The organism is Ignavibacteria bacterium (assembly GCA_041649015.1).
Taxonomy (GTDB): Bacteria; Bacteroidota; Ignavibacteria; order Tepidaquicellales; family Tepidaquicellaceae; genus CAIKZJ01.
Genome location: JBAZNU010000003.1, coordinates 52,213 through 66,693, shown reverse-complemented (window position 1 = coordinate 66,693; position 14,481 = coordinate 52,213). Strand labels below are relative to the sequence as shown.

Genomic DNA, 14,481 nt, shown 5'->3' with positions numbered 1-14,481 from the left:
TTTAATAAGGAAAAAGTGAGAGAATATTTAACGTTGTGACTAGATTGCAGTAGGTCGGGTGTTTCAGGATACACAAATCACAGTTAATTACACTTGAAATTTAAAAGCAACTTCCATAATTTTTCAGACTTTTAGAAATATAAAATTATATGTAATGAGAATTTTAAGGTTTGGGTTAGTATTAATAGTTTTAGTATTAACAATGGGTTTATCATCCTGCGGTGGTGAAAAGGGAAAAGTTATTAATTATTTAGAGAAAATCGAAAAATATGTGAGTTCAGATGAATACAAGAAGGCAGGTATGAGTTTTATAGATCAATGTATTGTTGTTTCACCTAATGGTGAAAAATCATTTGATGAAAATAAATTTAACGAACTTGTAATCGGATTAGTAGAAGCTAAAGATATGGAAATTTGTCAGTCGGTTGGTTTAAAAGACAGGGAAGAAGCGGGTACTTTAGTAAACAAGTACATTACGGAACCTGATGTAAAAGAGTTAACCGATAAGATTGACAAAGCGATGTCTGAAATAGCAATGGAATTTCAGAAAGAGGGTATGGCAAAGGTTGATGCTTCAATGCCACCACAAGATAACGACCCTCTGGTTCCAAATCCTAAAGTAGAACAGCCTAAAAAATAATTTTATTAATTACATGCCGGTTATGCCGGCATGTAATTTAAAATTCATTTATCAAACCAAAGTGTATTTTTCCATCGAGGATACCATCTTCCTTTGCGATTGCATAATTAACGCCGATAAGTCCAATGGCAGTTTCAATTCTGATTCCAAGTCCATATCCCAAGAGGAAACTTTCCTGCTTTGTAATGTTGTTTAATGGATCTTCGGGTCTATAATAATAACCCGGGTCAACAAATACAGAGGCAAAACTTTTACGGGAAAACGCATACCGTAGTTCAATTGTGCCGTACGTGAATCGAGAGGCTCTAAACTGTTCTTCGCGATATCCGCGAATATTTTTAATACCGCCAACTTTGTAAAAATCCGCGTCTTCGAGCTTATCTGAGTCAATCTGTCCTGCAAATAGCCTGATAAGTAATGATTGCCGTTTAAAAAACGAAAAGAAAACATCAACATCCATTGAATATCTCTGCAGAGAAAAGGATTGATCTGCAGAATTTACTGAACCGCTTCTGTTGTAAATTCTTTTATCGCCATATGTAAACATGGCTCTATACAGAAACCCACTATTTGGAATAAAGACATTGTCGCGACTATCATAACGAATCTCCGTCCCTGCATAAAGAATTCTTGAGTCTGCGACAGTAAACAAAGCAAGGGAATCTTCAGGCGGAATAACCCTGTCAATACCAGCAGTAAAACCAAATGTAAACTTATCAGTCAGAAGAATATCTCCTTTTGCATCAAACTTTCTGCGTGTATAACTCGTGTCCTGAAGTCTTTGTAAGAATCCTGCACTTAAATTAAGTGGTAAACCAAAGAAATACGGCTCTCCGTACTTAAGTTCAAGTTCCTGAATAGACTTGGTTTCTTGCTGCCAGCGGGCATCCAGCCTTCTTGCCGTGCCGAATAGGTTTCGGAACGAAAGGTTTATCAATCCTGTAAAGTAGCCGCTTTCCGTTTCATTAGCGGGAGGTACATACCCGATAATACCGTCAAAGGTATTTGTATTTCCTTCTTTAACATTAATAAGCAGCCCCGATTCCTTCTTGTTGGTGAGTGTATAAATCATTGGCTGGTCAACAGTTTCGAAGATATTAAGACGTTCAAGTCGAAATTTCATGTTATTTAAATCTTCGCGAGTAACAGATTTTGTTTTTTCAATCTTTAATTCCCGAAGAATTACATCATCTTTCGTGTCTGTATTTCCTTTAATTCGAACGTTGGAAATTATAACACTTGATTCTTCTTTTACAGAAATTTTAAGGCGGATTTTGGGCTCAGTATTTTCATCATAAACAGATATTTCATCGATATACACCTTCGTAAACAGACTTCCCTTTTTCTCGTATTCATCGAGTAAGTATTTTATGTCGCCGTTGAGTGTGTTTTGATCTAGTATAACACCGACCTTTGTATCGAAACTGCTTTTTATCTGCTCGACTGTAAAGACATTATTTCCTGTTATGATGATTTCGCCAAGTTTAACCTGTTTGCCTTCATCAATAGTAATCGAAATATCAACGTAGGAAGAATCGATGTTGTACACGTAATTCGGGTTAACAATGCGTGCGTACAGATATCCATAATCACGATATTTAGCACGAATGGATTTCAGGTCTGAGTTAAACTGTTCTTGAAGGAATGGTTTATCAATTTTAAGAAGCATTGAGTTCTTGATTTCGTTGTCGTTAAAGAAATGATTTCCTTCAAGATTAATTGAACCCACTAGAGTTTGAGAATATAGAGAAGATGAAAACAGGAATATAATTACAGCAAGAACAGAGGAATACTTTTTAAAAACGAATGCTATTATTATACTAACGTATTTCAAAGAGATTCAAGAATAAATTATTTTTGTGCTACAACAACTATACCTGTCCCCGCTTCGTTTTCAGTCTTTGTATCAAGCCACATAAAAATCAGCACAAACCATAAAGTAAACAGATAATAGAACGGTAGTATAAGTATAAATACTTTTGAAACCCCTGCAATAAGAATAGGATATTTTATTCCAAATCTCCACGATATTGTACCGTATTTTCCATAAGTATATTTAAAATGAGTTACCTTCAGCCCTGCTCTTTCAAGTTTAGCCGTTATATCTTCCTTCGAATAACCGTTGCGTGCATGCTCTTCAATAAAGCTTTCATCGTGCTCGTCATGAGCATCACTGCCTCCAAGGTCTGATGGAGTGTTTATTAAAAGTCTGCCCCCGGGTTTAAGAGCGTTAGAAAAATTCTTAAGTACGAGTTCGTCTTCCACAATGTGCTCCATAACATCTACGTTCAGAATGAAGTCGTATTCGTTTTGATTTGTTATTGCTGTCAGGTCGGCGACTTCGAATTTCACATTTTTAAAACCACGTTTATCGAAGAAATAAATACAATCATCGACCTGTTCATCTTTAACATCAACACCAAGTATCTTGCAGCCCCTGAAATGTTTCGCCATGAAGTATGAATACTGACCAAAACCCATTCCCGCATCAAAAATATTTAAGGTGTCATCTGATTTAAACAACTGCTTAACCATTTTTCTAACATGCCATGAGCGCAGAAACATTAAATCGAGAAGTTTGTAAAATATTCTTCTAAGGAAGACATTTCTTGACACTATATTACCAAAAACTTTCTTAATCGGATCGTATTTCAATATATTTAAAAATTAATTTTCTAAAATGTTAACTACTTCATTAAAAACCATATCTGTTGTAACTAATTCCATACAGTTAGGTTTAAAATCACATTTATTTTTATAACACACAAGACAATCCATGTTCGGATAAATCTTTCGGACAAGACCATAATCCTCGATTTCTGTATGAGAAGTGGGACCAAAAATACAAACAGACGGTACTTCCAAAGCTGTGGCTACATGAAGTGCAAGAGTATCACCAGTAACAAGTACATCGCAAAGATTAATATACGATGCAAATTCCCTAAGAGAATTTTCACTACCGGTATCAAATACATTTTTACATTCCTTGCTTAAGTAATCATTTATATCTTTTTCGTTCTTGCTGCCAAAGAGCAGGAAGGCGCAGTTGTATTTTTTGTGCAGGGCTTTTATCAGTTCGGCATAGCCTTCAAGACGCCATTTCTTAAACTGCCAACGGTTACTGGCACCGGCGTTTATGCCGATAATTTTCTTATACTTCGACAAAGAGTTTTTGTCATAAAATTCTTTTGCGAAAAGCGACTCGTCTTCAGTAATATTAAATATTATTTTCCCTTTGCTGTAAGGGAGAGAACATATTTCGTGAATAATTTGCTGATAGGTTTTTGTGTTCTTAGCTTTCAGATTATCAAAAGCACCCATTTCAAACCATTCCTCTGCTTGTTTGTTAAATGGATAAACATTGCCTTTTAAATCAAGTCCGAACCCGATTTTAGTTTTACCTTTTGCAAATGAGGCAAGGGAAGATGACACAGGGGAAGGATCAAGATTAATTATGACGTCATACTCAATAATAGAAAGAACAGCATTCAGATTACCGCTTTCATATATCAATACTTCGTCAACAAGATGATTATTTCTAAACATGTCGGAAGCATTTGATTTGGTAAGCCATGATACATAAGAACCCGGATTTGCTTCTTTAAGAGAATGCAGTAAAGACGTTGTTCTTAGAACATCACCAATGGCATCGAGTTTAATAATAAGTATCATTTTCCCTTTGGGAGAAAAATGCGGACAATCACTGCAAACAATTCCTTCAGCTTTGTGAAATTTGCATGGTCTGTCTCCCGAAAAATACCTGCAATCATGTTTTAATATCATTTCATATCCTCCATTATTTTCACAACAAGTTCAGGAAATTTATTAAATAAGTTATCTTCAAGTTTCTTATTTATGTTAGATTTAAAATCTGTTTTATTTCTTTCATTAAAGAATTTTCTTACAGAATTTACTATTTCGGAAGGGCTATTGGGTTCAATTATATATCCCGTATTATTATCTATGACATCTTCTGCAAGCCCTCCAACGTTTGTGACTATTACCGGTTTTCCGAACCCATAAGCAATATTCAAAACACCGCTTTGAGTACCTGATAAATAAGGAAGAATGACGATGTCTGCAACAGAATAATACCTACCTACATCTTCATTCGGAACAAATTTTTGAACAACTTTAACATGGTCTTTTATTCCAAGAGTTTCAATCTGCTGATAATATTTATCTGAGGAATCATAGAATTCACCGACAATGAGAAGTCTTGCATTCGGATTTATTTCTAAAATACCCGGATAGGCATCAATCAAAACGTTTAGTCCTTTGTACTTCCTGACATAACCGAAGAAAAGCAATACATCATCGTCTTTAGAAAAGCCAAGAATCTCTTTTTGCTTTCTTACATCAATATTCTTATCAAGATTGTAACAGCCATATATTGGCAGTGCTGACTTATAAATCTTTTTGTGTGTAATATTTTTGAGCGTGTTTTCAACAACGTTAGAAAGAGCAATAAAAGTGTCTGCATTTTTAAGCCCAATCTTTGTTAATAGCCGGTCAACAAATCTTGCTTCATGAGAAATAACATTCTCTGTGATAAAAACTATTTTATTGCGATAGTGCTTTTTTATCAATGATGAGATTACACGGTGTGATGGTCCAAAGAATGGATTCCACCAATCAAAAATAACTAAATCCGCTTTATGAGAATTTATGAATTTAGCTGCTTTAAACCAAGTAAAAGGATTTATGGAATTGATTAATCGCTTACTTTCGACTTCCTTTATAATGTGTCCGCTAGTATCATTTTGGGTTGTACCGGGAAAAAAAATTGAAGGATACAACAGTGTATAATTTACTATTGTGACATCGAATTTATCTTTAAGCAAATCATACAGAAATGAAACGTAGAGTGAATTTCCGCCTCTGTAAGGATAAGCAGGACCAATTATGACAATTTTCTTCTTTTCTATCAAACTTTGAGAAATAATGTCACAATATAAATCATATAAAAATTAATTGTAATTCAAATTACATAATACAAATGCTTATCCCGGGACATGACAGTAGTATACGGTAAATACAAACCGATATTTCCCTATGACCTTATTTAACAAGCAGCATTTTTATCGTTTTTCGGATATTATTAACTGAATAACTGAAATAATATACACCACTAGCATATTTACTCATATTCAGATTGTATTCATAAAATCCAGGACTAACCATTTTATTATTATCATTTATAATAGATTTACCGTTTGCGTCATAGATTGTTATATTAAGGTTTCCCTTTTCTTTAATACCAAATTTCACTTTAGTTGAAGGATTAAAAGGATTTGGGTAATTTTGTTCGAGAGTATAATCTTTAGGAATTTCAGAACTAATATTGATAATTGCGTCCGGATGAACGTAGAAACTCCATATTGAAGACCATTGACTTTCAATAGTTCCTGCGATTGATTTCACTCTCCAGTAATAATTATTTCCACCGATTAATTTCCCTGCGGGAACGAGGTATTGGTTTGAGGTTGTATATGCATAATCGGTAAGTGTAGTGAAACTACTATTAGGAGAAATCTGTATAAAGTAATTGAATGCGCCTGCTACTGAGGTAAAAGTCAGACCCGGCTGAACAGTGTGGATAGTAGAATTATTTAATGGATATACTAATTGAGGGGCGCTTATTGTGACACCGCCATTAGTAGTTTTTAAAATAATTCCGTCATACCCAAGTAACCATCCGGTACCTGAATTAATGAAATTGACATCGGTTAACATATTATTATTGCCCGGCAATCCATTTACTGACTCCCACGATTCTCCGTAATCAGTTGATTTCAACAGGGTATTATCCCATCCTGTAACCCAACCCGATCCAGATTCAAAGAATTGAACCGAAAAAAGATAGGAGGAGATTCCGGGAATAATTTTCCGAACCCAGTTATTACCGCCATCAGTTGTTTTAACGATTACACCGTAAGAACCGACGGCAATACCAGTATCGACATTGAAAAAATAGACATCACGTAACCATGTTTCGTGATTCACAATCTGCTGAAACCAAGTATCACCCCCATCCGATGTTTTAAATATTTCATTATGGCTTCCAACGACATATCCTGTAAGAGTATCCGGGAATGCCATTTGGAAAAACTCGCTTATTGTAAAACCTAAGTTTTTCTGAACCCAGTTTACTCCTCCGTTTGTAGTTTTAGCAAAGAACTTCCTGTCACCACAAACAAATCCTATGTCGGGGTTTATAAAAACTACATCCCATAGACCACAATTAAAATTATATGCGGTACTCCATGTTACACCACCATCTATTGTTTTAAGGAGAGTGCCGGTAGAGGTCAGATAATCTCCGTACGAACCTGCAATCCAACCAGTTTGAGAATTCAAAAATTGTATTCCGTCGTAAGTATAAAAAGAAGGAACGATAAGATTAATCCAATTACTACCTCCATTAGTTGATTTCATCACAATATTTTCTCCGACAATCCAGCCGGAATCCTGATTGAAAAAGAAAGATTCTCCGAGAATTTTATTTGTACTGCTGTACTGCTGTGACCAGAATTGAGAAAATAATGGTGGGCAAATAAAGAAAGTAATTATTAAAATAGTAAATAATTTACATTTCATGATTTTTAATAATTTATTTAAATTAAAACTAAATAATCTTTCCTCAACAAACAAGATATTATTTCGTAATTATTCCATACCTTCGGCACATAGCTGTTAATGTTGAATAGAATAAGAATGATATTCTAAAAACAAAGCATTAAGAATATTATAATTTATATACTCTCGTACGTAAAAAACACTTATTCCTCTGAATGGAATTTCATTGCGAGTTTGACATCATCAGGACTTCCAATGAAGAGTGGGGTGCGTTGATGTAGTCCTTTAGGGATAATTTCGAGGATTCTATTTCTACCGTCTGTTGCAATTCCACCTGCCTGTTCGACAATAAATGCAAGGGGGTTAGCTTCATACATTAGGCGAAGTTTGCCGTTTTTGTTCTTATCGTCTGCAGGATAAATAAATATTCCGCCATATAAAAGATTCCTGTGAAAATCCGCAACAAGAGAACCGACGTATCGGGATGAGTAGGGCCTACCGGTTTCTTTATCGGGCTGCTTTAAGTAATCAACATACTTCTGTATTCCTTTTGACCATTTTGTATAGTTACCCTCATTAACAGAATATGTTTTTGATTTCTGAGGAATTCTCATGTTGTCATATGAAATTAGAAACTCACCAACGGATGGGTCAAGTGTAAATCCATGCACACCGTTTCCTGCGGTGTAAACCATAATAGTACTGGAACCATAAACAACGTACCCAGCTGCAACTTGTTTTAAGCCTACTTGCAAGCAGTCATGTATTTCGCCGGGACCATGAGCAGAAAGTCTTTTATAAACAGAAAAAATTGTTCCAATAGATATATTGGCGTCAATATTTGAAGAGCCGTCAAGCGGGTCAAAATGAATAATGTATTTATGCGAATAATCGTTGTAAACTTCATCAATAGGAACGAAGGTTTCTTCTTCTTCGGAACATAGTGCGCATGCATGCCCGCCCATTCTCATTATGCTCTTTAAAGTGTCGTTTGCGTAAACATCGAGTTTTTTAACTTCTTCGCCCTGAACATTCTCATCACCTGTAAGCCCAAGAATATCAATCAATCCTGCACGATTGACTTCCAATGAAATCACTTTGCATGCAAGAGCAATATCACTAAGTAAATCCGAAAGTTGTCCTGTAGCCTCCGGGATTTTTCTCTCTTCGGCGATAATGTGTCTGTATAAAGTAGTGAGCTTTTTAATCATTTTAACCTCCGCTAATAATATATTACATTAAAACTGAAACAGCGTCTTTAATTTTTTCGACACCGACTATTTCAATCTTATATTTTTTGATATTTAAATGTTTTAAGTTATTCTTTGGTAATATAATTCTTTTAAAACCAAGTTTTTCAGCTTCGTTTATTCTTTTTTCAATACTTGAGATTGTTCGTATTTCTCCTGCAAGCCCTACCTCGCCTATTATTACGGTCTCAGAATCAACAGGAATATCCTTTGCAGACGAAAATATACTCATAGCTGCAGCAAGGTCAACGGCGGTCTCATCAATCTTAACGCCGCCAGCAATATTAAGAAAGACATCATGTTTATTTAAGAACAAGCCAAGTTTTTTCTCAATGACAGCGTTAAGAATGCTTAATCGCTTATAGTCAAAACCCATTGCAGTTCTTTGCGGGACACCATAGGAGGTTGATGCAACAAGTGCCTGGACTTCAATAAGAATGGGACGCGTCCCCTCAATAGCAGAGGAGATAACACAACCTGAAGCACCATAATTTCTTTGAGATAAAAATACTTCGCTGGGATTAAGCACCTCTTTAAGTCCCTTTTCCGTCATCTCAAAAATACCGATCTCATTCGTAGAGCCGAAGCGGTTTTTAATTCCTCGAAGTATTCTGTAAAAATGGGTTCGTTCACCCTCAAACTGAAGGACAACATCAACCATGTGCTCTATAACTTTAGGTCCTGCTATTGTACCATCTTTAGTAATATGTCCAACGATGAGAATGGGTATGTTTGTGGTTTTTGCTATTTTAATCAGGTATGAGGTTGATTCACGAAGTTGAGAAACCGTACCGGGCGAACTTTCAAGTTCGGGAAGATATACTGTCTGAATTGAATCAATTACTATATAATCCGGACGTTCAATTTCAATTGCAGAATGAACAGTGTCAAGGTTTGTTTCGGACAGAACAAAGAAATTATTAACTTTAACGCAAAGCCTATCAGCCCTCATTTTAATCTGAGATGCAGACTCCTCACCGCTAACGTATAGAAATTTCTTTCCGCTCAGATTGCTTGCTATCTGGAGCATTAGCGTTGACTTTCCAATCCCCGGGTCACCTCCGATTAGTATTACAGAACCATTAACAATTCCTCCACCAAGAACACGGTCGAGCTCACTTATTTTAGTAGGATTCCTGTTTCCGTTATCTTCATGAATAATATGTTCGAGTGTTTGAATTTTATCTTTAACGGATTTATCGGAAATTGTTTTTCCGGATTTGAATCTTTTAGGCTCTAATAAAACTTCTTCGAATGTATTCCACTGCTCACATGAAGGACACTTTCCAGTCCAGCGCGGAGAAGAATAGCCACAATTCTGACAAATGAAATTTGTTTTAGTTTTAGACAAAGTTTAGAATAAAATTATTTAAAAGTAAAACAAAGAAATGTTTTATTAAAGGGAATTAAATACTCTTGGCAATTTATATTGGGAGAGTTATAAGATGTTTTAAAGTTATGGTAATTATTATATTTAATCTATTATTGTTTAATAATCATAATATCACTTAATATGGATACAAGCATATTCATGGATAAATCTATTATGCCGAGTGATACCGATTTAAAATCAGCGCTTGGAAAGACATATTCAATCTGGGGCTTAATTTCTGAATTTGTTTATTCACAATATTTTAATTCCGTGAGTGAATGGAAATATCCTGGTGCAAAATACGGATGGAGTTTCAGGATAAAAGACAGGAAAAGGGTTATTATATATTTATTGCCGAGAAAAGGATTCTTCAAGGCTGCGTTTATGTTCGGACAGAAGGCAACAGACGAAATTATTAAAAGCGATGTTTCAAGAGAGATAAAGGAAGAACTGCAGAATGCACGGGTTTATGCAGAGGGTAGAGGAATCAGGATTGATGTAAAAAGCAAAGAAGCAATTAAAGACATAAAAGAATTAATAAATATTAAACTTTCAAATTAATATGAAAAAGGTAACAGGTATTGGCGGAATCTTTTTTAAATGCAAAGATCCTGAAAAAGTGAAAGAATGGTATAAAGCACACTTAGGTTTGAATATTGACAAGTACGGAACAAGCTTTGAGTGGAGATATAGTGAAAATCCTGAGCAAAAAGGATTTCTGCAATGGAGTCCTTTTCCTGAAAATACAAAATATTTTACGCCATCCGAAAAAGAATTTATGATAAATTACAGGGTAGAAGATTTAGAGAAATTGGTTGAAGAACTAAGGGAATCGGGAGTAACAATATTAGACGAAATAGAAGCTTTTGAGTACGGTAAATTTGTACATATACTTGACCTTGAGGGTAATAAAATTGAGTTATGGGAACCAAACGACAGCGAATATGAGAAAATAGCAGAAGGAAAAACAAAATAGCAGTATACTAAAAAAGTCCTTTTTCTTAAATACTTCATTACCTTCTTCCTTTTTTAAAAAATTATAGGCAATTGAAATTTAGTCTTAATTTTACATTTAAATTGCTTAAATCAATAATTTTGACGAGAAGTGTAAACCTATAATATTAATCACATGATAATTCAACTATTTAGGGTGCTCTCCTGCATTAAACCGAGATTATTCTTGTATGCAACAGGAATAGTACTAAAACGCAGGCATATCGCAGACATATCGCAGGCATATCGCAGGCATACATAAAAAATCACTTTTTCATGATCTTTGGGGGGATAAATTTTGATTTTTCTTGTGTTTGGTTCAAATCTTATGCTTTTTTATACAAATATTACAATTTCGATATGAATTTCAAATCATTTCAATTAAAAAAGGGGAGAATTTATAATTTTGAAAGTTGTGGATATTCAGAAGTGAAATTAATAAGATTGTTGGTTGGAATGCAAAGCTGCATATAGAAAAAAGTCCCTTTCGTCTTACGATGAAAGGGACTTGAATAAAAAATTTTGTTTCTTTATTAGAAAACTAAAACTATTTTACGAGAGCCATACGTTTAATTTCCGAATAATCACCTGCATTAATTTTCACAAAATAGATACCACTATTATGTAAAGATGCATCCCAGTTTATTGAATATTTACCGGGCTGCATTTCGTTGTTAACAAGGGTTTTTACTTCACGACCAAGAACATCGAAAATAACAATTTTTACAAACGATGCATTAGCAATATCAAATTTAATATTTGTAACGGGATTAAACGGATTCGGATAGTTTTGATACAGATTAAATCTTTCCGGTACTTCGTTAGATATTCCGGAAATTGCTGTTGGTGTGCTCGTATAATCAACCACCTTAAAATCGTCATAAGTGAAACCGTCACCCGGTTCGCCGCCATCGGTGTACATTGTAAATCTGAACTTAACGGTTTGATTTATATAAGCATTAAGGTTTATGCTCTCTTTAACCCATGTTCTAATACCAGAGAAAGAAGGTTGACCGCCTCCAGTAACAGTATATTTGCCGGGCAGGCTTATCCATGTAGATCCGTTGTTTGAGGATATTTGTATTCTTGCATAATCATATACAGTAGAAACAGTCCTTTCTATTGCCCACTTAGCAAAGAACTCAAGGCGCGGATTAACGGCGTTTGTAAGACTAATTGCATTTGTTGTTGTGAACTGGTTGTTAGTACTATTTTGAGTGTTGCCGTATCTTGAATCGGAGAAAGATTTTGAACCGCTCCAGGAATCGCAGAACGTTGTATCCCACTGAATTTTATTTCCACTTCTTGTCCAGTTTCCGATACCGCTTTCAGCATCATCGAAGAAAATAACATTAGTTTTTCCAACAACAACTTTTATAGTATCAACATTCACTTCTACACCCTCCTGTTTAACGCTAGCAACAAAAGATATTTCATCAAGAAGGGCAGCATCATTATTTAACTTAAATGAAAAAGGAGCGATATTCGATTTTATTTGTCTTGACTGAATACTGTCATAATTAATACTCGACACTATAGGTAAAATATTTGGATAATTAGTGGTCAGTGTAACGGTGACGTTTTTAGCCGTTTGAGAAAGTCCTTTGTTTTTCACGCCAACCTGAAGTAACAAGGTATCATTCTTCTCTGCATAACCTTTTCCAACCACAAAATAGTTCTGCATATCTACCATGCTGCCACCAACATAAGAAAGATAGCGGAGCATTTTGAGATTAACTGATGCAATTGGAACTATTTCGCTTTGAGAAGGCCAAAATCCTGAACCCGCACATTCAACAACCCAACACATTGAACCAATCGACTGAAAATAATCTCTTGTCGTCCCATTTGATGTGTATGAAAGCATTTGAGAAACAGTACCAAAAAGATAATTAGTTCCTGATGTAAAATCGTTAGCAAATTCTGAATATTTATCGAACACAATAATTGAATCAGCATATCCATAAGGATTCAATACTCTTTCAGCAACAGAATGCATAGAGAAAGCAATCTGAGGGTGTATAGAATTAACAAAATTCTGAATACCTGAGATTTCGGGTTCAGATGCGGCAGAAGGTCCGCGATAGGTGTCAGAAGAGGGAGATCCGCTTGAGCCAATATTATCATAGCCCCATTTATAGGCATAGTTTCTGTTTAAATCTACACCATAAGAGCCGCCGTTATTACGACGGTTTTTTCTCCACCCACCACCGCCATTTGGGTTTGTTTGTTGATTATAAGCATAGCCATCGGGATTTACAACAGGAATAAAAAAGATCTCTCTTGTGTTGACCAGATATGCAGCTTCGGAATTTGAAGCATAGTTATCAAGGAGCCAGTACATAAAATACATCAGTGAAGCCATGCTCTGCGGCTCGCGAGCATGGTGCAGACCGTCAAAATAGATTGCGGGCTCAGTCGCCGATTCGTCAATATCGGGATTGTCTGAAATTTTAACAGCCCAGACTTTGCGGCCTTCGGTAGTCGTTGCAATTTCTTGCTTAATGGAAATCAGGTTTGGATATTGAATCCTCATGGAATCAAGTTTTTGGACAACCTCTGCATAAGTATAAAAACCTCCCATGCTACCGTATCCAAAGCCGTTTACATTATCGACAGACATTGTGTTCTCAGCAAACTGGAGCTCAGCTGCTGTGGGAGCGGGTCTGTTTGCATAGTATTCATCCATATCCGGAATAGTTACATCATATTTTAAGCCAGTATTTTTAAGCTTACCAAGTTCAATCTGATTAATAACTATTGTAATCCCCTCGCTGATACCGCCACGATAATGTTCAACGTCAATATCGTTTGATTGAAGCGTTTTAATATCTTGTAAAGAGTTAATAAATACTTTAACGGTGCTGTATTTTTCAAGGGGGATTTTGTTTGATTGAATACTCTTAAAGGAGAACGAAAAAATCAAACAAATCGTGAGAAATAGAAATAATTTAATTTTCATTTTGTGTTTATTTTAAATCTTATTATAGTAACTTATAAAATTTGAATAGTGATATCAAGTATATTAATAAGTGAACGTTGAGCACTTTTTTAGCGCTTTTTTAAGCAAAAAAGAATAATCTTCTTTTGAGACTTCAGTGCAGCCAAAAGATTCAAAGACAGCGGTTTTCATCTGAATATCAAACAAATCGAATTTATTTTTCGTGAGAATATCATAAAGCTTTAGCACACAAACTTTTGAGGCGTTGTTTTTAAGATGAAACATGGACTCTCCGAAAAAAGCAGATCTATAGGCAACGCCATACAGACCTCCGACCAACTTGCCCTCAAAATAAGATTCAATACTATGAGCATAACCTTTATTGTAGAGCTCGAGATAAAGTTTTACAATTTCATTTGTTATCCATGTATCGCCATGAAGCAGCGAGCAATGCTTTATTACAGAATAAAAATCTTTATCAATTTCTATTTGAAAGATTTGTCTATTAACAACCTGTTTAAGAGAGCGGGAGATGTTAAGTTTATATTTGATTAATGGAATAATTGCACGGGGGGTATAATCAAACCAACTTATGAGTCCATCTTCATCACCAAGAGGGAAATATCCATTTGCGTAAGCATAAAGCACATCTTTGTATGTTAAAGAATCAGGTTCAAAAGTTGTACCCAGGTAATTATAAGGCATA

12 protein-coding genes are annotated in these 14,481 nt (G+C 35.2%); 3 read left to right on the top strand and 9 right to left on the bottom strand.

The genetic code is table 11. The annotated features are described in order from the left end of the window. Window positions 1-154: 154 nt before the first annotated feature. Window positions 155-640, top strand: a complete 486-nt coding sequence (locus WC644_06095) for a hypothetical protein (protein MFA5011509.1) — start codon at window positions 155-157, stop codon at window positions 638-640. Between the two features lie 37 nt (window positions 641-677). On the opposite strand, the gene WC644_06090 is transcribed toward WC644_06095, so the two are convergent. From WC644_06090 to radA, 7 genes are all read right to left on the bottom strand, one after another. Next, window positions 678-2,474 (bottom strand): POTRA domain-containing protein, encoded by a 1,797-nt coding sequence (locus WC644_06090; protein MFA5011508.1) that lies wholly within the window; start codon window positions 2,472-2,474, stop codon window positions 678-680. Between the two features lie 17 nt (window positions 2,475-2,491). Then, on the bottom strand, window positions 2,492-3,295 hold the full coding sequence (locus WC644_06085) for a methyltransferase domain-containing protein (GenBank protein MFA5011507.1): 804 nt from the start codon (window positions 3,293-3,295) through the stop codon (window positions 2,492-2,494). Window positions 3,296-3,307: 12 nt separating this feature from the next. Next, entirely contained in the window at window positions 3,308-4,423 is a 1,116-nt protein-coding gene (locus WC644_06080; GenBank protein MFA5011506.1) for a glycosyltransferase family 9 protein, read from the bottom strand. Next, window positions 4,420-5,571 carry a glycosyltransferase gene (locus WC644_06075; GenBank protein ID MFA5011505.1) on the bottom strand — a complete coding sequence of 384 codons (1,152 nt, stop codon included), beginning with the start codon at window positions 5,569-5,571 and terminating at the stop codon, window positions 4,420-4,422. The genes WC644_06080 and WC644_06075 overlap by 4 nt, the downstream gene beginning before the upstream one ends. A 130-nt stretch (window positions 5,572-5,701) precedes the next feature. After that, window positions 5,702-7,240 carry a YCF48-related protein gene (locus WC644_06070; protein MFA5011504.1) on the bottom strand — a complete coding sequence of 513 codons (1,539 nt, stop codon included), beginning with the start codon at window positions 7,238-7,240 and terminating at the stop codon, window positions 5,702-5,704. A gap of 182 nt (window positions 7,241-7,422) precedes the next feature. Next, the gene (gene fbp / locus WC644_06065; GenBank protein ID MFA5011503.1) at window positions 7,423-8,430 is read right to left on the bottom strand and encodes a class 1 fructose-bisphosphatase; all 1,008 of its coding nucleotides are present in this window, start codon (window positions 8,428-8,430) and stop codon (window positions 7,423-7,425) included. A 22-nt stretch (window positions 8,431-8,452) separates the two neighbouring features. Next, a complete protein-coding gene (radA, locus tag WC644_06060; protein MFA5011502.1) occupies window positions 8,453-9,820 on the bottom strand; it encodes a DNA repair protein RadA in 1,368 nt (455 codons plus the stop codon). Between the two features lie 162 nt (window positions 9,821-9,982). On the opposite strand from radA, the gene WC644_06055 reads away from it, so the two are divergent. Then, window positions 9,983-10,402: a DUF3788 domain-containing protein gene (locus WC644_06055; protein MFA5011501.1), complete on the top strand. Its 420-nt coding sequence runs from the start codon at window positions 9,983-9,985 to the stop codon at window positions 10,400-10,402. A 1-nt stretch (window position 10,403) separates the two neighbouring features. Next, the gene (locus WC644_06050; protein ID MFA5011500.1) at window positions 10,404-10,817 is read left to right on the top strand and encodes a VOC family protein; all 414 of its coding nucleotides are present in this window, start codon (window positions 10,404-10,406) and stop codon (window positions 10,815-10,817) included. Window positions 10,818-11,381: 564 nt separating this feature from the next. On the opposite strand, the gene WC644_06045 is transcribed toward WC644_06050, so the two are convergent. Both WC644_06045 and aat read right to left on the bottom strand, forming a co-directional pair. Next, entirely contained in the window at window positions 11,382-13,796 is a 2,415-nt protein-coding gene (locus tag WC644_06045; protein ID MFA5011499.1) for a M14 family zinc carboxypeptidase, read from the bottom strand. A 63-nt stretch (window positions 13,797-13,859) separates the two neighbouring features. After that, window positions 13,860-14,480: a leucyl/phenylalanyl-tRNA--protein transferase gene (gene aat, locus WC644_06040; GenBank protein ID MFA5011498.1), complete on the bottom strand. Its 621-nt coding sequence runs from the start codon at window positions 14,478-14,480 to the stop codon at window positions 13,860-13,862. Window position 14,481: the final 1 nt, after the last annotated feature.